Below are 20,047 nucleotides of genomic sequence, written 5' to 3'. Positions count from 1 at the left end.
CTTAATGGATGTATTCATTACTAACGAGCGCTTCATTTAAAACTTCAGTTGGTATGATGAATTCAACGCTTCCCATGTATCCTGGTGCAACATCGTATTCATCAAAAGAAATGACAAGTTTGCCATCATTATTAATATAAAATTGCTGTTCAGCTTGAATTGCTTCAAAGAAATCACCAAAGTCTTCCAAGCCGGCATCTTCTACCCAATAGACTTTATCATTATCTGAATGCATTTCTTCACGCATTTGATTCTTGATATTTTCGCTGATTATCTGGATATAGCTGTCATCTTTAAACAACATTGGCAGTGACAATACTATTTCATTATTCTTATCAATTGTGTCATATTTAAGTGTCGTTGAACTTGAAGCTTCAGTTCTCTCAACATACCTCTCCAACACAATGATTTGCTCATTATCTGTCTTCACCTTGAAGCCACTGGAAACCGCATAATGCCGGGGTTCCCCTTCATTAACCTTTTCCATTATCGCTTCAAACTCTTTATAAAGTGTTTTTCCTTCCTCCAAATAGTCCTCATTTAGACTTTCTTCAAGCTCTTTGTTTTCTAAGTCCGTCACTGCAGGTACTTTAATATCTGCTGATAGTTGTTCATCTTCATCCTCAAATTGTTTAATCGTTATAACCTTTACAACCTCTCCAACTATAGGCACCTCAGACAAAGCTTGAGCCATTGTTGGACTTATGTTTACACTTGTTATGAATAGTAGAGCAGCAGCTGTAATACCGGCAGACCATTTGGCTGTATACCGTTTCGTTCTTTGTTTTTTCAGTGCATCCTCTACGACACGATCAAGTTCTTTTGGGATCTCAATTTCATCATATTTTTTCTTTAAGGATTTAAAGTTTTTTTCCATGTTTAACCTCCTCCGTATTTGGATCTTCGTCCAGTTCAACCCTCAGTATTTTCAATGCTCTGTACAATCTTGTTTTAATCGTATTAACATTTTCATCAATAACTTTAGCGATTTCTTCTATTTTCATATCCTCAAAGTATCTAAGTATAATTATTGTTTTATACTTATCCGGAAGCTGGTCAATCGCCTCTTGTAAGTCTAAATTTTGATACTTATCCTCTCTGCCATTTACTAAACCTTCCATTACATTGTCATCTACTATAGTCAGCCGTTTATGCTTTCGTAAAAAGTCCAAGGAATTGTTTACGATAATTTTATAAAACCAGCTTTTTAAGCTCACTTGGTTTTCCAGTGTGTTCATGCGGGTTAAAGCTTTGTGAATCGATTCTTGCACAATATCAAGTGCATCCTGTTGATTTCTCACATAACTATAGGCAATTCTATAAAAACTCTCCTTATTCTCGAGAATAAGAGTAGTAAATTCTTTTTCTAATTTTGACTTTTTAAATAAACCCATCTAAAAGAGCTCCTTTACAGCGGTTAATAAGCTTATACATACTAGACGTATAGATAGAGGAAAAAGTTTGCGATTGAATAATTTTTCCAAATGAACGGTAATTTGAAGTAATTACCGTCGTTTTATGTATGCCCGTTAGCGTTTAAATAATGCGTGCAGGTGATATTGGTGAAAGATTCCTCATTAAGGCTTCTAATTAAAAAGGAGATATTGCTTTTACACAATATCTCTCACACTCTGCGTTCTCGCTAATTCACTTCTATGATGTATAAAATAATATTACAGCAGCAACTTGCTGCAGATAATATTTCATTACATTCTACCGCCAATAATATAAAACCCCTGAAGACCTAATACTCCCGAGGCTTTCAGGGGTTTATCTTTATTCCCGTTCTACTAATAATCCTAGTCTAAATCATATTCCATTTCTAAAAACCGCTCAAAATTATCATTAAGTTCAGTTATTTCATAAGTGTAATCCAGATTAATCGAATATTGCTTTATCGCATTAGAAATAATAAAAGCAGCAGCAATGATAGACATGCTCAAAATAATAATTGTTCCGCAAATTACGAATACTCTTTTCTCCATCGTTTTCCTCCAATAAATATGTATGATAAAGCAGAAAACACATTGTTAAAATAACATATCATATCTCTTGGCCAATCAACAAATGGGGCATGCGAAGATTGCTCAGAATAAGTCTATTGGTATTTCTTCTTTAGCACTAAACACATTATTTGATCTACTGGACATAAAAACATCAAAAAGAGTTTAGCACATTAAGTAATTTCTTTTTAGGTTTTTGATAATAACAAAAGTAGTTTAACTTTTATTGTCAGACGGTAGAGTTTGCATAAGTTCAAAGAAATATTTAGAATCGCCGGTATTAAAATAGTTATACCAGGCTTCCAATGTGTTTGACTTAAAAACATCCAAACACTCAATGATTTGTTTCGTCCATAGCAAAGCTTCAGTGGAACCAGCAGTAATAAGGTTATTAGATGCAACAGAAGGTTGGTCTATATAATAATCTTGTCCTTTATAATCAGAACAAACCATTTCAAGGAATCCCGGACCATTGCTAGTATGCGGACGGTTATCCAGTATCCCAAAATTAGCAAGTGCCGCGGTAGCTCCACAGATTGCACATACTGCAGCGCCTACGGAGAGCAACTCGCTTACTTTTATGAGAATAGCGTCATGCTTTGAATCATTCCATGTATCTGCACCTGGTAATAACATCATGTTTGTTTCACTTACAATAATGTCATCAATTAAGTAGTCTGGATCTATTATCATTCCGCCCATTGTAATAATTGATTGTTTGGAGTAACTGACTGTTTTAATCGATACCTGATTCGCATCTTCTTTGAAAAATCTCCTGGAATTTAACTCCGAAGTAACATATCCCAGTTCCCAGTCAGCTAAAGTATCAAGTACATAAATATAGATTGTTTTCATAACTTTCCTCCATTTGATTGTAATAGATTGATTGTTTTATTATTATTATACTTATCTATTGTTGACAACAATATGGCAACAATCTAGAACGAAGATTTTTTTGAAAGGAGGTTAACAAATGAAAGTTAGCAGGCTTATTAGCATTATTATGATACTACTCGATAAAGAACGGATAGGCGCACAGGAGTTAGCAAATATGTTTGAAGTTTCGACTCGTACAATCTACCGTGATATAGATGCCATCAACATGGCAGGTATTCCAATTTACTCAGCACCGGGAGCAGGAGGTGGCTTTGAAATCATGAAAAATTATAAAATTGATAGAAATGTTTTTTCAACTACTGATATTTCTACTATTTTGACAGGACTTTCTAGTCTCTCCAATATGATACAAAGTGACGAACTGGTAAACGCCCTTGCTAAAGTAAAAAGTTTTATCCCAGTGGATAGAGTTAACGAGATCAAATTGAAAACAGAGCAAATACATATTGATTTAAGTCAGTGGATAGGTTATAGGAACGTACAGCCATATTTAGAAATCATAAAAATAGCTCTACAAGAAAACAAGCTGCTTTCGTTTGAATATGCTGACCGTCATGGAAATAAAACTGAACGAGAAACTGAAGCCCATCAAATTGTATTGAAGGGTAATCATTGGTATTTTCAAGGATACTGTTATAAAAGAAATGATTTTCGTCTTTTCAAATTAGCTCGTATATCGAAACTAAAATTAGAAATGACTTTCTTTACACCACGGGATTATCAAAAACCACTAATGGATTTCACTGATATTTTGACAACTATGCAAATAAAAATCAAACTTCGTATTCATAAATCTGTCATGGATAGAGCACTTGATTATTGTATGTATGAAGATTTTTCACCAGACGGTGATGAGTACTACATTGTTACTTTCCCTTTTATAGAAAACGATTATTATTACAATATCCTTTTAAGTTTTGGTGATAAATGTGAATGTTTAGAACCTATTCATATCCGAACAGAATTAAAACGGAAAATATATGATATAGCTAACTTATATGAAAATTAAATCAATAAATCTCAATTTTACCCTATACTCCCCTATTTAGTTAAATTTGTTGCCATTTATCAGGATAAAATAGTGCCATTTAAAACTAAAAATGACACGTACATACTATTTGTCGTTTTCTGCCGAAAAATATTCCCTTCCAAAATTCAATGAAAAAAATTCCCTGCCAAAAATTTTTCTTGGCAGGGTTTTTCGTATGGAACTATATTATTTTTAATATATTTTCTTCATTTTGGCTTAGGACAAATGCCGTTAAATAGGCATTCTCAATTCAAATCAAGTTAGCACCTTATTCCCACTCAATCGTTGAAGGCGGCTTGCTCGTCACATCATACACAACACGGTTAACCTCATCAAGCTCCGTTACAATTCGTGATGAAACCTTCTCGAGAACATCCCAAGGGATTCTCGCCCAATCGGAAGTAACGCCGTCAACGGAGTTTACTGCACGAATACCGATTGTATGAACATAAGTGCGTCCCCCATCTTTCACACCCACACTGCGGATGTTAGGAAGGACAGTAAAGTATTGCCAAATCTCACGGTCGAGGCCAGCCTTTGCAATTTCTTCTCTTAGAATTGCATCGGATTCTCTTACAATCTCAAGCTTTTCTTCGGTTACTTCACCTAACACTCTGATTCCCAATCCTGGTCCAGGGAATGGCTGTCTCCAAACAATGTGATCCGGAATGCCAAGTGCTGTCCCAACAGCGCGAACCTGCTGCTTGAACAATGTTTTAAGCGGTTCAATCAATTCAAATTCCATATCTTCTGGCAGCCCGCCAACATTATGATGGGACTTAACTACTTTTGTATTTTCAGTACCACTTTCCATAATATCTGTGTAAACTGTTCCCTGAGCAAGAAATTTGATATCCTTCAATTTAGTCGCTTCATCATCGAATACATAAATAAACTCATTACCGATAATTTTTCTTTTCTGTTCTGGATCGGAAACACCTTGCAATTTGGACAGGAAACGGTCTTTCGCATCTACCTTGATAATATTCATATGGAAATCTTCAGCGAATACTTCCATTACATCATCCGCTTCATTTTTACGCAATAAGCCGTGGTCCACAAAAATACATGTCAGCTGGTCGCCAATCGCTTTATGCACAAGAGCTGCAGCAACGGAAGAATCAACTCCTCCACTTAAGGCACAAAGAACTTTCTGATTACCAACCTGTTCTTTAATCTTTTGCACTTCTTGTACAATAAAGTCTTCTGCATTCAATTCATTAGGTTTCATTGTGTTTGCTCCTGTCTTCTATCTAATATTCTTAATTTTACTCACCAAGCGAAATCAGGTCAACCCATTATTTTATTTAATAAATTTTCCCATAATTTCGTAAGTCGCTGAAGTTCTGTTTGATTAAATTCTTTTCTGTAAAGAAGAAGTTCATATTGATTTGTTAAAAGCTGCATATTCTGTGTGCTGTATCGCACATCAATTCGTCTGGAATATTCTCTTAATGTTTGATTTGCTTCCCGTTCAAAACCATAGTGATTAAGAACACGAAGTAAATGATGATAAGCATCATGGAATGTCTTTTCATTCGGATTTCGACCTAATCTCACAGCATAAAACTTTGTCATCAGACGATAACGCTGTTTGAATAGAATAAAAGTAGTAATGAATAGTACAAGCACAGCGATTGCGATATGCCAGCCTTTCACTTCTACGCCGCCTTCTTTCGGCTCAGCAATTGCTGCCGCAACTTCTTCCTCTTCAAGTTCAACATCAGACTCAGGAATGTCACGTTCTGGAGCTTCCAGGACATCATCCTGATTTTCTGTATTACTTTCACTGCTGTCTGCATGAAATTCCGTCGGATTAGAGAATCCTTGTGTTGGCTCAAAGGAAACCCAGCCTGCATCGGCAAAATATACCTCAACCCAGGAATGGGCATTGGCATTTGTTACCTCATAGACATCCAATTCATCGCCTGCACCAGGCTCAACAAGTTCCCCACTTGTAAACCCTTTTGCCCAGCGTGCTGGAATATCTAATGATCGCAGCATAACAACCATTGCTGTTGAGAAGTTATCACAGTAGCCTGCCTTTGTTTCGAATAAAAATTGGTCAACATAATCATCATCTATACCAGGAACAGCAACGTCAGTCGTTTCATACGTGTAGCCGTTACCGGAAAAATATCGTTCAATTGCCCGGACCTTATCATAGCGAGATTCATATTGTCCTGTTATTTCTTCCGCAAGTTCCTGCACCCTGTTTGGAAGGGAGTCAGGGAGCTGTAAATAACCTTCATCTCCCAATGCCTCTTCCGTGCTATTTTGCAGGGCTGTAAGAGAAAAGGAAGGATTATTATAAGTTAATGTATAGGTATCCAGACCAATCCTGCTTCCACCTGCCCTTGTTTCAATTGCTTCTGAAATAGGGTCTAGAAAATAATTAGCAGGACTGGATTGTTCCGTTATCGCCTGTAAGCCATATGGATAGACAAGCTTGGGTATAGTCTGTTCTGACGCAAAAGTTAATTTTGCTGTCAGCTCTTCTGACTCTACCGTTGGCTGAAACGTATAAAGGTGTAAACTTTGCGGATCAAGCTGGTAAAACTCATCGGACTCATTTGAACTCTCCCAGCCCCTCCCTGTATAGACATCTCTTGTTTCGACTCTCCAATAATGCGCATCTCCTGCTTCAGCATAGAAAACGGGTGAATCATCTTGAACAAAAGAACCGCCAAGACGAGAGTCATCCTCGCCATAACCGACTTTCTGAACCCTGCCGTTCCCTCCCCCACTTACTTGCTCTGCAGCACTTTGTATAAACGGAACCGGATCTGGCCATTGCGGCTCCAGCTTCGGAGCAAGGAATCCAACTGCAACAGAGAACATAATCGTAAGCACCAAAGGCAGCATCCAAATTGGCGCTTTTTTCACCCATTGGAAGGTGATTCTCTCTTTTTCAATATCGCGGCTGAAATTCGCCATTGCCAGTGCAACCAATGAGACAACAAAGGTTCTCACAATTGCAGAGGTTGCATCATATAAGGTAAACGTATCGAGTACAGCAATATAAATAAAGGTTAGAATAATAAACAGGAAAATTCGTTTCATTTGCACAAACCAATAATGCAGTAAATAGCTCATTAACCAAATAAGAAGCAAGAATAACATACTTCTGAACAGTGGTGTAAAATAATACCATTCCTGTGATAAAACAACATCCGTGTTAATCATAATCTCCATCATAAACTGATTAAACCATGCCGGACTTAAAAACATCGCATCAAAATATAAACCATTTAAAATGAAGACCAGCCCAAAACCTTTAACCAGGAAACTAAGCCACCACTTCATCTGGATCATCGAAATAAAAAAACAAAGGATGGCATAAATAAGAAAGATGGAGATGCTGTCTGTATCCGTAATTTGCTCTACAGGATAGAGCCACTCCATAAATAGCAATAACCCACATATATACAAAATCGACGTATATATGTGAGGCATGGATAATTTTCTTTTTTCAGTCATCTAATGCTCACCTCGAGTGGGGTTGCTGCTAATTGTATTTCTGTCAATACATAAATGACGATGCCCTCTTTCTTCATTTGTGAAATAATTTCTTTTTCTTGTGCATAAATAAATCTTGAGGACTGAATGTAATAGACAACTACTTGCTGTGTGCGACGATGTAACTCCTGGATTGTCTGTTTGTAGAAATCATCCATATTGGTTGTTATCAAGACAAGTTTGTCTGAGCGTTCAAGCTTACGCATTTGTTCTTTTAATAAAATAGGAAAAGGCCGCTCACCATCTGGCTGGACACGCGTTAAAAAGCTCTTCACTCTTTCACGCATCATCGCATCCTGCTTCAATGGGAAAAGCATGGCCTCTTTCCCTATTGCAAGGAGACCGATATCAACTGCCGCACGTTCCAACCGCGTAATAATGGATAAGGAAAGTTCAACAGCCGCTTCAAAAGCCAAAGGATTACCGCGTTTTGAAGCACGTGCATCAAGAATAAGCAGCAAATCTGTACTTCTTTCCTGTTCAAATTCTTTCGTCATGACTGTGTTACTTTTTGCTGTTTGCTTCCAATGAATCCAAGAAAAGCGATCCCCTGGTGCATATTCTCTTACACCAGTAGCTACGTTTGTATTCGCAAGATGAAATGCATTCACAGCTGTTGACCCTTGTTCAAAGCTGCTTGTTCCCTCTGTCAGCCTTAAATCTCTTTCATTCGGATGGACAATTAATTCATCCTGCAATGCAAAAGTATGCTCTTTTTTTACAAAACCTAACACATCGCTTGTAAGTATACGCACCCCCGCAAGTGAATGTACACCGCGTGGCACCTGTTCGAGATTGTAGGAAAGCTTAATATTTTTGCGAAATCCCACAAAGATAATTTTCTTCATGCTTCGCTTCATGTCCAGCACCTCTGGTTGATCCATAAAGTGATATTTATGATGCTTGTTATCTTTTCTCGACATTGATTCAGGGATTATCTCCTCGAATACACAATAATAAAGCGGAAAAGGAAACGAGCGATTTAGAGTTAATGTCACTTCTACATCATCACCAGCTTGGACGATATACCTGGAAAGCTTGCGTGTCACTTTCCAATTATTCATAGGATAGAATAATAAACCAAAATGGTAGAATAATATAGGCAGGAAACTATAGAATAAAAACCAGCTCACAAAGCCTCCCTGGAACATTGCATAGGAAAATAAAATACCGAAAAGCGTAATAATAAAAACCAGATTACCAATGAATCGAATGGAATCCTTCATTAGCTAAATTCCCTTCGCACGGGAATATGCGCTGTTCTTAAGATAGAATCAATTATTTCCTCTCCTGTATCTCCGTTGTATTTACCTTCCGATGTCATTATCATGCGATGTGCGAGTACATGGGGAGCAAGATATTTTACATCATCAGGTAAAATATAATCACGACCGTAAATATAAGCATAAGCCTTCGCAGCCTTCATTAATGCAATCGAACCGCGCGGACTTACACCGAGATAGGTTGATGGGTTCTCGCGAGTACGGTTTACAATACTTACAATATAGCTTTGAATCGTTTGATCGATATATACTTCATTCACTTCTTCTTGGATTTGGATAAGTTCTTCACGTGACATGACAGCTTGAATATTTTCAATAGGGTGGTTCTTGGAGGTCTTTTCAAGTAGTTCAAGTTCTTCACCGAATGTTGGATAGCCCATTTTCAGCTTCAGAATAAACCGATCTAGCTGAGCTTCGGGCAAAGGATAGGTTCCTTCATATTCGATAGGGTTTTGTGTCGCCATTACGAAGAAAGGCTGGTTTAGAGGAATGGTTCTTCCGTCGACACTAACACTATTTTCTTCCATTGCTTCAAGTAAAGCAGATTGGGTTTTGGGAGAAGTACGGTTAATTTCATCTGCTAAAATGATATTGCCTAAAATTGGTCCGCCCCGAAATTCAAACTCCATTTCCTTTGGATTATATATGGAAACACCAGTAACATCCGAAGGAAGCAAATCAGGTGTAAACTGAATTCTTTTAAAATCACAATCTAATGATTTAGCTAATGTGCGGACAAGCATGGTTTTCCCAACACCTGGCACATCTTCCAGCAATACATGCCCTTTTGCAAGTAACGCTACTAAACTAAGCGTAACGGCCTCTTCTTTACCTATCATTACTTTATTAATATTGTGAATAACATTTTCTATTCTTTTATTATAAGCAACAGCCTCTGTCATCTTGCCAGACCCCTCTCTTCAACCAAATCTATTTAAATACCAGTAACTAGTATTCTCAATTTATTAGTATTTATACTATCACTATACAAAAAAACATGCCTGAAGTAAAAGGAAGATAGCTGAATTCAAGAGATTAATTTCCTTTTATATTTTATATAAAAAACGAACGAAAAATCATGATTTTAAAAATGATTTTTCGTTCTGTCTTTTGTCTACTTATTGAAATATGGATTTTCTTTCATACCAATCCATAAATCCGTTTGTTCTAATTTCTCAGCAAGCTGAAGCAAGCGATGTTCTTCCCCTTTGCCTGCAATTACTTGAACACCAAGTGGCAATCCTTGTTCCGAGAGGTAAACTGGGATTGACATCGCTGGCTGACCTGTAAGATTAGCCAGCATACCAAAGGGTGTGTAAGTGAGACTCGGAAGAAACATATCATAAATCAGCTGTTGCTGCTCTCTCTGACTTCCTTTATGAATATCACGCAGGTATACTGCTTTTCTTTCATCATCCACTTTTAATTGACCTATCTTGGGAGCTGTATCGGCAGTTGCAGGTGTAATATAGAAATCATATGTTTCATGGAACTTTGCCATTTGCGCTGCAGCTACATCCCAAGATGCGAGACTCTTTGAATAGTCTGCTGCTGACACAGATTTACCCGCAACATTCATAAGCCAGCCTTCCAGCTCCATATCATCAGAAGTAAGTTCACGGCCAAGTGCTGCTTCCATCGCTTTCACAGTTGTAGTCATTTCACCGCTGTTCATAATATAGTAATCTTTCATTAGCTGAATTCCGTCAACACCATTCTCTTGTTCCTCTACATGATGGCCTTCCTGCTCCAGCCATCTTGCGACTTTCATCACTGCTTCTTTTGCGTGTTCCGAAACCGGAGTTCCTACAGGAGAAGCAGTATTAAATGCAATTTTTAGAGGTTTCTTTGTATCTTGTTTCATTGTTTCAAGGTATCTCCCTCGGTATGTCGGTGCATGGAATGCAGCTTCAGGCTGGAACACTTGCAGCTCATCAAGCATCGCGGCTGAGTCACGTACCGATCTTGTCAGCATAAAGTTGATGGATGCCCCTTGCCAATCACGTCCTGCACCTGGGCCAACTGGAGTTCTTCCACGAGTTGGCTTCAAACCGAATAAACCTGTGAAGGACGCGGGGATTCGAATAGACCCCCCTCCATCACTCGCACCAGCGACAGGTACAACACCACCAGCAATTGCAGCAGCTGCTCCACCACTTGATCCACCTGGCGAGTAATCCGTATTCCATGGATTTCTTGTCGGTCCATACAATTCAGGCTCGGTAATATTTTTCAAAGCAAATTCAGGTGTATTTGTATGCCCTAAGAAAATAAACCCTGATTCTCTTAATCTTTTTACAAAATGAGATTCTGTCTCTGCAATATGATTTGCGAGCAACTTCGAACCCGAGGTCATTTTCTCACCTGGAATCGTTTGCGAAACATTCTTCAGCATGGTTGGCACACCTGCAAATGGCGCAATGCCTGCTTTCATCTTCTCCGCTTCCCCGAGTGCCTTTTCTCTGCGAATACTTGTTGCAAGGTTTAATGTTGGTTGAACTTCTTCCAGCTGTGCGAATGCCAATTCAGTTAATTCCTTTGGAGTAACTTCCTTCTTCTGCAGCAGTTCCGCCATTCCTACCGCATCAAGCTGCAAATATTCTTCCTTTCTCATTTTCTCACCCCTATGATATATTCTATGTTCATCATAGCATTGAATGGATAAGTTTCCTCTTAAAATAGATTCGTATTCTTTACACCCGAAAACCTAAACATTAGTTTATTGAACGTATTAAATAGTAGAATATAGAGTGTTAATAACTGTTTTATCAGAGGTAGATGTATGCAGCTCTCTAGTTGAGCTATTGAATTAAATCGAGATTCTTTCTTGTTAGCAGACCAGTTGATAGTCAACTTTATCATGTTATACTAATTTTATTATATTTACTGCCAATAAGGAGGACACTTGAATTGACCTTGTTTACCACTAACACGAAAGTCATTCCAATCGAAATACCTGTATCAAACATTCTAAAAAGCATTAACTTTTATATTATAGAAAGAAATAATTCACTTTTTTTAATTGATGCGGGTGTAAATCATGATACATATTGGGATGCATTCGTATTGGCATTGCAGGAGCATGGCTATCAGCTCAATGACCTTGATGCTATTTTACTCACACATCATCATCCAGATCACGTGGGATTAGTTTATCGTATCGCTGCTCTTTTGAATATACCTGTTTATATTCATCCCTATGGTTTGCCAAAACTAAAAGGAGATCACGAATATCTCTATATGAGCTATATGTTCTTTGGGGATTTATTTAATAAATTGAATTGTGGCGATTTCGGACAAGCAGAAGCCAAAAGAGTGTATAATAACCGATTAAATCAGAGGGAAACTGCAATTGATTGGAATATACAAGAGCTTAATCGCCAAACTGTTTTTGATTTTGATGTCATTCATATTCCTGGACACGCACCTGATCAGGTTGCATTCTATCTCGAAGATTTGGATATTGTCTTTAGCGGAGATTTACTTATTGAACATCAAGCAGTCAGTGCCTTTACTGAACCCACTTTTCACGGTAAAAGAATGAAGGCACTCCAGCAGCATCGGCAATCTTTGGAGAAAATAATACAATTAAATCCCAAACTTGCATTATCTGGCCATGGAACTGTAATTAAGGAACCTGCAATCTTAGCCAAAAAGCGACTTGATGCAATTGATAAAAAGGCAAAGCGCTTTTTATCGATGATTGAAAAGGGAATCTCAACGGGGAGTGAGCTTGTAAAGCAAAGGCACCCTGTTAAATACGAAAAAATATTTTATACGGTTATCCGGGATGCGTTGAGTTTTCTTGATTATTTAGAAGATACGGGAGCAGTTGAAAAAGAAGAGGTAAATGGAATTTGGCATTACAAAGCCAGCCAGACATGACATAACAATGATTTAACTAAGGAGATTCAATAGATGAAGAGAAATAAATATTACGCTATTATTTTATCACAGCTTGTTTTTCTTATTTGTTTGCCAATCTTTTTACAGCTTTTTTCCTATTTACACCCCATAGTCATTTTTGTGCTTTGGATGTGTGTAACTGTTTTTGTCTGTTTTAGCGTGTTTTTGCTCTGGAAGCAAACAATTGTCATTCCACGTTTTATTTTAAATGTAGTTTTCATTATATATGCCTGCTGTCTTCTGATTCTATTATTTTTCAGACCAGGGGGACAAGTTTATGATAGCTGGAATTTAGTACCTTTTTCTACAGTCAGCTATTTTTTATCTGGAGAGGTCCATTTTCTTATTGCATTTTATAATTTAGCTGCAAACATCGGATTATTTATTCCTTTTGGCTTCGTACTCATGCAGAGAGTAAAATCAAAGCCCATGCGATTTATTATTCCATTCCTTTCCATCAGCATCATCGAACTGGCTCAATTCCTTACACAGCGAGGCAGTTTAGATATCGATGATCTCATTCTAAATATGATTGGTGTATATTTAGGCTGCCTGCTGACCCCTCTATTCCTTCGGGTTGTGATAATCAGGGCGAAACCCTGATTATCATACTCTCCTTAAACTTTAAACTGCTGTATAACCGCTATCAACAAAAACATGATTATAAGATCAGCATGCACAAATCATTAAGATATTCCCATCCGGATCTTTGAAATTAAAATAATGATTATGTTCAATATCTGTAATTACATTCGCTCCTTTCTTCTTCATAAAACGGAACGCTTCTTCAATATCCCTTGTATTGAAATGGAATGCCGGGGTTTTAAATACCTTGTCCTCTGAATAAATCTTGCTATCCAGAACAATCCCTGTACCTTCCATAGGTATTACATATAGATGTCCAAACTGAATCTCTCCATCTGCCTTTACTCCCAAAAGATCGCAGTACCAGTCTCTTGCCTTCTCTATGTTGCTTACAGGAATAAACACCGTACCGATTTGTTTTAATACAGGATGATTCATAAAATAAAACACTCCTTATAAGATGATTTAATTTTATACATTCTATATTCTAATAGGGAACTCCTTCTTTATTGTATAAAAAAATGATAGTGCATCTTTTCCCACTTACATTTCCAACTTTGGCAGCATGCTTTCACTCAGCTCACTTCTGACTCGTGAGATATGCAATTCCATTAGCGACTTTGCTAAACTACTGTTGCCAGAAGCAATTGCCAGATAAATCTCCCTATGTTCATTAAAGGTTTCTTCATATCGCCCAGGATCTGAAAAACGATGCTGTCTTGTCGTTTGAATTGTTTTTTTCATTTGGTTAATAAGTGTTTCTGCTAAATGAATTAAAATTGAATTATGTGATGCTGCTACAATACACATATGGAATTGTAAATCGGCTTTCGTGCCACTTTCAACTTCATTTATAGAAACAGCCATCATTTCTAATGCTTCACGAATGTTGTTTAAGTCTTTTGCAGATGCCCGCTGTGCAGCTAGTGCAGCAGCCTCAACTTCTAATGCCCGGCGAACCTCGAGCATCTCAAAAACGAGATGACTTTCAAGTGCAGTCACTTTTTCAGATAGTGCTTCATGTATAAGATTGGTATCCGATTGTATTACATAACTGCCTCCTCCCCGTCTTATCTCAATTACGTTTTTTAATGCTAAGATTTGCAAGGCCTCTCGAACAGAATTCCTGCTAACACCAAAGCGTGTCGCTAGTTCTCTTTCTGAAGGAAGTTTCTCATCTGCTTTTAATTGTTTCTTTAAAAAATGCTCAACAATTTTCTCTAAGACAATTTCTGCTGTTCTTCTTTTATCTGCCATCAATAGCCCCTTCACCTTCCCAAAATCAAACTCTAATAAATTTTTATGAAAAATCATTGAATTAATCTGAAAAATCTTTATAATAGATACAATAAACTGGTTGAACCAATATTATCATAAATTTGATAAATCTAAAAACAACCTTACCACTTATATACTGAAAGGGGCAGCAGAATGAATCAAATAATCAAAGCCTTAAAAACAAAGTTAACGGACGATCAAATTTCAACGAATGAAACAGTTAAAGAACTGCATAGCAAAGATGAAACCTACCATCAGACCAGTCTCCCTGATATTGTTGTTTTTCCAAAATCAACAGAGGATGTCAGCCATATTATGAAAGTTGCCCAAGAATTTAAAACACCGGTTACTCCTTTTGGTGTTGGCTCTAGTTTAGAAGGGCATGTCATTCCTTATCAGAATGGCATCACTGTTGATTTTTCATTAATGAACCAAATCTTGGAGATTAAAGAAAATGACTTGCTTGTAAGAGTTCAGCCCGGGGTAACAAGAGAACAATTGAATAAAGAACTTAAAAAATATGGCCTGTTTTTTACCGTTGACCCTGGTGCGAATGCAACACTTGGCGGTATGGCTGCTACAAACGCAAGTGGTACAACCACCGTAAAATATGGTGTAATGCGAGATCAAGTGCGGGATATGGAGGTTGTGCTTGCAGATGGAAGTGTTATCCATACTGGCAGCCTGGCTGCAAAATCCGCCTCTGGGTACCATTTAAATGGTCTATTTGTAGGCTCTGAAGGAACTCTGGGCTGTTTCACTGAATTAACCCTGCATGTATACGGAATACCAGAGCATATTGTGGCAGCACGAGCAACTTTCCCAAGTCTGACCAATGCAATTGAAGCTGTGACCTCGATATTGCATGCAGGTATTCCGATTGCAAGAGTGGAATTTGTGGACGAAGCCTCTGTTATCCAAATTAATAAATTTAGTGAAACAGATTATCCTGTCAAACCAACGCTATTTCTAGAGTTTCATGGAAATGAGGCGGGACTGAAAGCAGATGTCATTTTTACAAAGGAGATTATGCAAGACCATGGATGTGAGAGTTTCACTTCAGAAACTGACAATGCTGCACGGAATCAATTATGGGATGCACGGCACAATTTGGCATACGCCTTTATCCATAACCATGTTGGAAAAAAAATGATGCTTACAGATGTCGCTGTCCCAATCTCAGAACTAGCTAATTCGGTAATTTATGCTCGGAAAGAGTTAGATAAATTAGGTATACCTGGTGGAATTCTTGGACATGTAGGCGACGGAAATTTCCATTCACTTATTATGATTGATATGAAGGATGAAAACGAAGTAAATAAAGCAATGGAGTTTAATCAAAATGTTGTACTTTATGCATTGGAACGCGGTGGCACATGCACAGGTGAACATGGAGTTGGTGTTGGCAAGAAAGCTTACCAGCGAAAAGAACATGGTGCTGCCCTCGATGTAATGGCACGAATTAAAAAAGCGTTAGATCCAAATAACATACTTAATCCAGCCAAAATTTTGGATGTAGAATAGGGGGAATTACCTTGAAAACATTAGAGAAGTTAAGTGCACTAGCCGGAAAATACTTTGCAGTCCTCGTTATTTTGACAGCGGTTATTGCCTTTATTTTCCCCTCTGTCTTTGTAATCTTTGGAAGTTATATCACCGTTTTACTTGGAATTGTTATGTTTGGAATGGGACTGACATTAAAACCAGTTGATTTTAAATTAGTATTTACCAAACCTTTACCTGTAATTATCGGAATATGTGCCCAATATACGATTATGCCACTTATCGCTTTTGGGATTGCTTATTTATTAAAACTTCCCGCTGAGCTCGCTGCTGGACTTGTATTATTAGGTTCTGTTCCAGGCGGGACTGCATCCAATGTAATGGTTTACTTAGCAAGGGGAAATGTAGCATTATCTGTGGCAATGACCTCTTTTTCAACGATGCTCGCACCTGTTATGACACCTTTGCTTCTTTTTCTATTAGCTGGGAAATGGATGCCCGTTAATCCAGTTGCAATGTTCATGTCGATTATTCAAGTAATTATCATTCCGATTATTCTCGGGTTCCTTGTCCAAAGATTCTTTCCTGTTGCGGTTGATAAGAGTGTATCCGTTGTCCCTCTGATCTCTGTACTTGCAATTTTAATCATTGTATCAGCAGTTACTGCTGCGAATGCAGAAAACGTAATAACAGCTGGGTTCCTTGCTTTTGTTGCTGTATTCCTGCATAACGGATTTGGTTTATTACTTGGTTATTTAGCTGCATTAGCTATGAAATTAAGTGAGGATGACAGAAGAGCAATTTCAATAGAAGTAGGCATGCAAAATTCCGGATTAGGCGTGACCTTGGCATCCGCCCATTTCACACCACTGGCAGCTCTTCCAAGCGTATGGGGAGCGATATGGCATAATATATCAGGGCCAATCCTTGCTACAATTTGGGCGAATAAATCAATTTCTAAAAATGAAATAAAAATGAAGAAAGCAAATTAATTTTAAGAGCCTCCAATTATGTATCGTTGGAGGCTCTTTTGCTGATATTTATCGGAAATAAATTAAGGCTTCGTTTGCAGATGCTGCATCATTTATTCTGTTCAAAATAACTGCAAACAACATGTCCCACTGCCTTAGCTGCGACAAGAATCGCATCTTCATCAATATCGAATTTTGGGTGATGGTTAAAGTAAGGCTCTTTTACCCCTTTTGGTGTACACCCAATAAAGAAATAACAGCCTGGAATCTTTTCCAAGTAGTATGCAAAATCTTCAGAAGGCGCTAATGGCGGGTATTCTTTCACTTCTTTAATATCTTTATCCTTTACCTGTTTTAAACTTTCTGCAGCAAATGCTGTATATCCTGGGTCATTATTCAGCGGCGGATAATCTGCTTCGTAATCCAGTGTGCATTCCACACCGAATTCAACTTCAATACCATCAACCATTCGTTTCATTTCTTTTGCAATGATTTCTTGTGTTTCTGTACTCATATACCGAATATCACCTTCAATTTCAATGCTGTCTTTTATAACATTGAAGGTTCCTTTGCCATCAAATGAACCAATTGTAATGACACCTACATCCATTGGGTTAATTCGTCGGCTGATAATCGTTTGAACAGCCGTTACAAAATGTGCTCCAGCGACGATGGAGTCATTCGCTTTATGCGGAGATGAACCATGTCCACCTTGTCCTTGGATTTTTAATTTAAAGTACGATCTGCCATTAAAAGAATATCCACTATGATAACCAACAACACCAGCTTCATCCATTGGAAGCACATGTATTCCAAAAATTGCATCCAAATCATCCAATTTTCCAGATTCGAGGATGCTCTTAGCCCCACCTGGCGGCACTTCTTCTGCATGCTGATGAATAATTTTTATTGTACCGTTTAATTCGTCCTTTAATTGAATGAGGCAATCTGCAAGAACAAGTAAATATGCAGTATGTGCATCATGTCCGCATGCATGCATTACCCCTTCATTTTTTGATTTAAAAGGCACATCAGCTTCTTCCATAATTGGAAGTGCATCAAAGTCTGCTCTCAAACCAATTGTCTTTCCTGGTTTTCCTCCTGTAATCGTTATAATTAAACCATAACCATTACCAACATCTCTATCCACGTCAACATCTTTATTCTCGTAAAAATCAGCAATGTACTGTGCTGTCTTTTCTTCCTTAAAGGATAGCTCAGGGTTTTCGTGCAGATAACGCCGTATTTCGATCATTTCCTCTTTTCGAGATTCTAACATTTCCATTAGCTTGCTTCTCATTTGACCATCTCCTTTAACAATTTGTGTTTCCCGGTCACATTTTCATGACTGGTGCCTCAGGTGTCTTCGGTCCTTCTGAGTCACGTCCCGTACTTCTAGGTACAAGAAATATAATTGAAATTAATGATAACACAGCAAAGATTACATTCGTAATAATCCCGCCTGTAGCAGCAACTTCCACACTGCTGAATGCAGTTATCGTACTGTAAACTGTTGCAGAAATTGCAACCCCAAAAGCGTTACCCAATGAACTTGCCATTTTATATACACCAGAAGCTTCCCCAACTTTATTAGCTGGTGCATAGCTTACTGCTGTGTCAGTAGATGGAGTTGCATACATTCCAAGGCCCAAACCGAAAAGAATAAATCCAACAAATACAATAATTGTATAAGCTAAATCAGGCAAGAATGTAAGTCCCATTACACCGACACCAATGAGAGTTAAAATAGTCCCCCAAATCATTGGCTTTCTAGCACCTGTACGTTGCATGAGCTTTTCACCTACACGAATCATTCCAAGTACAGCTACAAGGTAACCAAGTGACAGCATACCTGATTGGAACGCTGAGAATCCACGACCGACCTGTACATACGTATTCGCTACAATAAGCGTACCTGCTACCGCATTCAGCAGGAAGTTAGAAATTGTTGCACCTGTATAAGGTTTACTTTTAAACATTTTAAAATCAATTAATGCATTTTGTCGTTTTGCTTCGTATTTAATAAAGGCAATGATGCCCGCAACTGTAATTGCTGCAAGACCAAGTGTTAGAGGACTTGTCCACCCAAAACTTGCACCTTGAGTAATTAAAATATTTAAAGCAAGCATTGTTACAATAAATATCCCTAATCCACCGAAATCAAACTTAAATGTACCAGTTGTCTCCGCTTTACTTTCTGGAGTATCTTTAATCAACCACATTGCAAGCAGTGCAAAAACAATTGAAAAGACGAAAATCCATTTCCAGCCCATTGATGTTGCAACTGCACCACCAAAGAATGAACAAAGGCCAGATCCGCCCCAAGAACCAATTGACCAGTAGCTTAATGCACGCTGGCGCTCTGCACCTTCAAAGTACTCTTTCATCAAAGCTATCGTTGCCGGCATGATTGCTGCAGCTGACAAACCTTGAAGAATACGGCCTGCAATTAGTAAGACAGAGCCACTTGCTAAAACAAGCAGTAAAGAACCAATAACACTTAGAACCAGACCAACGTATGTTATTTTCTTACGTCCGATTCTGTCCGCTAACCCACCAGCTACAACAATAAACATACCAGAGAAAAGCGCTGTAAGACTGATTGCTACGTTAATTGTCCCAAGTGAAATTCCTAAATCCTCTTGAACAGCAGGAACGATATTAACCATTGATTGTGCAAATAACCAAAATGTAATAACTCCAAATACAATACCCGTAATCATTTTATTTGTGCCTTTGTAAGTACTTTCCATGATGTTTCCTCCTATTGGAATTTTTTTTGAAGGCAATTCCTTCTATATTATTGCCAACTAAAAGTTGCTTATGTCATAAAGAAATGAATTGGATAATAGTGCTATAAAGTAGAATTTTATTGTTTTGAGCTCATCATAACAGGTTCCAATAAGTTTTTTAAAAGCAGGATCACTCTCTAATTATGTGCATTTTTTCACATTTTAAAATATAGATAAAGTAATGGCCCTAATGAATTGCCATGTAAATAAAGTATTAAACGAAGTCAACGTGTTTTAAATTAAAATAAACCCTTTGAAGAAATTCAAAGGGTCTTCAATC

At 37.8% G+C, this 20,047-nt stretch carries 17 protein-coding genes and 1 pseudogene; 5 read left to right on the top strand and 13 right to left on the bottom strand.

What is annotated here, in order from left to right; all coding sequences use genetic code 11:
• Position 1: 1 nt before the first annotated feature.
• From NST93_RS17960 to NST93_RS17945, 4 genes are all read right to left on the bottom strand, one after another.
• Positions 2-877, bottom strand: a complete 876-nt coding sequence (locus NST93_RS17960) for a DUF3298 domain-containing protein (RefSeq protein WP_405099422.1) — start codon at positions 875-877, stop codon at positions 2-4.
• Positions 861-1,394, bottom strand: coding sequence for an RNA polymerase sigma factor (locus NST93_RS17955; RefSeq protein WP_405099420.1), 534 nt, complete (start codon positions 1,392-1,394; stop codon positions 861-863). The genes NST93_RS17960 and NST93_RS17955 overlap by 17 nt, the downstream gene beginning before the upstream one ends.
• A 405-nt stretch (positions 1,395-1,799) precedes the next feature.
• Positions 1,800-1,985 (bottom strand): hypothetical protein, encoded by a 186-nt coding sequence (locus tag NST93_RS17950; protein ID WP_405099418.1) that lies wholly within the window; start codon positions 1,983-1,985, stop codon positions 1,800-1,802.
• A 234-nt stretch (positions 1,986-2,219) separates the two neighbouring features.
• Positions 2,220-2,858 (bottom strand): DJ-1/PfpI family protein, encoded by a 639-nt coding sequence (locus NST93_RS17945; protein ID WP_405099416.1) that lies wholly within the window; start codon positions 2,856-2,858, stop codon positions 2,220-2,222.
• Between the two features lie 118 nt (positions 2,859-2,976).
• Between NST93_RS17945 and NST93_RS17940 the strand changes: the two genes are divergently transcribed.
• Positions 2,977-3,909 carry a helix-turn-helix transcriptional regulator gene (locus NST93_RS17940; RefSeq protein WP_405099414.1) on the top strand — a complete coding sequence of 311 codons (933 nt, stop codon included), beginning with the start codon at positions 2,977-2,979 and terminating at the stop codon, positions 3,907-3,909.
• A 289-nt stretch (positions 3,910-4,198) separates the two neighbouring features.
• Here NST93_RS17940 and guaA read toward each other — a convergent pair.
• The 5 genes and pseudogenes from guaA to NST93_RS17915 all read right to left on the bottom strand — a co-directional run.
• A pseudogene (gene guaA / locus NST93_RS17935) lies at positions 4,199-5,137 on the bottom strand (glutamine-hydrolyzing GMP synthase); the annotation flags it as partial.
• Positions 5,138-5,220: 83 nt separating this feature from the next.
• Entirely contained in the window at positions 5,221-7,410 is a 2,190-nt protein-coding gene (locus tag NST93_RS17930) for a DUF3488 and DUF4129 domain-containing transglutaminase family protein (protein ID WP_405099412.1), read from the bottom strand.
• Positions 7,407-8,675, bottom strand: coding sequence for a DUF58 domain-containing protein (locus tag NST93_RS17925; RefSeq protein ID WP_405099410.1), 1,269 nt, complete (start codon positions 8,673-8,675; stop codon positions 7,407-7,409). The genes NST93_RS17930 and NST93_RS17925 overlap by 4 nt, the downstream gene beginning before the upstream one ends.
• Entirely contained in the window at positions 8,675-9,634 is a 960-nt protein-coding gene (locus tag NST93_RS17920) for an AAA family ATPase (RefSeq protein ID WP_405099408.1), read from the bottom strand. The genes NST93_RS17925 and NST93_RS17920 overlap by 1 nt, the downstream gene beginning before the upstream one ends.
• Positions 9,635-9,846: 212 nt before the next feature.
• Positions 9,847-11,346, bottom strand: coding sequence for an amidase (locus NST93_RS17915; RefSeq protein ID WP_405099406.1), 1,500 nt, complete (start codon positions 11,344-11,346; stop codon positions 9,847-9,849).
• Positions 11,347-11,642: 296 nt separating this feature from the next.
• Between NST93_RS17915 and NST93_RS17910 the strand changes: the two genes are divergently transcribed.
• Together NST93_RS17910 and NST93_RS17905 are read left to right on the top strand one after the other, a co-directional pair.
• Complete coding sequence (locus NST93_RS17910) at positions 11,643-12,617, top strand: MBL fold metallo-hydrolase (protein ID WP_405099404.1); 975 nt, start codon at positions 11,643-11,645, stop codon at positions 12,615-12,617.
• Positions 12,618-12,650: 33 nt separating this feature from the next.
• On the top strand, positions 12,651-13,241 hold the full coding sequence (locus tag NST93_RS17905) for a VanZ family protein (RefSeq protein WP_405099402.1): 591 nt from the start codon (positions 12,651-12,653) through the stop codon (positions 13,239-13,241).
• A gap of 66 nt (positions 13,242-13,307) precedes the next feature.
• Here NST93_RS17905 and NST93_RS17900 read toward each other — a convergent pair whose 3' ends face one another.
• Both NST93_RS17900 and NST93_RS17895 read right to left on the bottom strand, forming a co-directional pair.
• The gene (locus NST93_RS17900) at positions 13,308-13,661 is read right to left on the bottom strand and encodes a VOC family protein (RefSeq protein WP_405099400.1); all 354 of its coding nucleotides are present in this window, start codon (positions 13,659-13,661) and stop codon (positions 13,308-13,310) included.
• A 105-nt stretch (positions 13,662-13,766) separates the two neighbouring features.
• Positions 13,767-14,480 (bottom strand): FadR/GntR family transcriptional regulator, encoded by a 714-nt coding sequence (locus NST93_RS17895; RefSeq protein WP_405099398.1) that lies wholly within the window; start codon positions 14,478-14,480, stop codon positions 13,767-13,769.
• 174 nt (positions 14,481-14,654) lie between these two features.
• On the opposite strand from NST93_RS17895, the gene NST93_RS17890 reads away from it, so the two are divergent.
• Together NST93_RS17890 and NST93_RS17885 are read left to right on the top strand one after the other, a co-directional pair.
• Positions 14,655-16,025 carry an FAD-binding oxidoreductase gene (locus NST93_RS17890; protein WP_405099396.1) on the top strand — a complete coding sequence of 457 codons (1,371 nt, stop codon included), beginning with the start codon at positions 14,655-14,657 and terminating at the stop codon, positions 16,023-16,025.
• Positions 16,026-16,036: 11 nt separating this feature from the next.
• The gene (locus tag NST93_RS17885) at positions 16,037-16,996 is read left to right on the top strand and encodes a bile acid:sodium symporter family protein (RefSeq protein WP_405099394.1); all 960 of its coding nucleotides are present in this window, start codon (positions 16,037-16,039) and stop codon (positions 16,994-16,996) included.
• A gap of 88 nt (positions 16,997-17,084) precedes the next feature.
• On the opposite strand, the gene NST93_RS17880 is transcribed toward NST93_RS17885, so the two are convergent.
• Both NST93_RS17880 and NST93_RS17875 read right to left on the bottom strand, forming a co-directional pair.
• Positions 17,085-18,275: an amidohydrolase gene (locus NST93_RS17880; RefSeq protein WP_405099392.1), complete on the bottom strand. Its 1,191-nt coding sequence runs from the start codon at positions 18,273-18,275 to the stop codon at positions 17,085-17,087.
• Between the two features lie 34 nt (positions 18,276-18,309).
• Positions 18,310-19,728 (bottom strand): MFS transporter, encoded by a 1,419-nt coding sequence (locus NST93_RS17875; RefSeq protein WP_405099390.1) that lies wholly within the window; start codon positions 19,726-19,728, stop codon positions 18,310-18,312.
• Positions 19,729-20,047 lie beyond the last annotated feature (319 nt).

This window comes from Oceanobacillus sp. FSL H7-0719 (assembly GCF_045040795.1).
Classification (GTDB): domain Bacteria; phylum Bacillota; class Bacilli; order Bacillales; family Amphibacillaceae; genus Oceanobacillus.
This window is presented reverse-complemented; position numbering and strand designations above follow the sequence as displayed.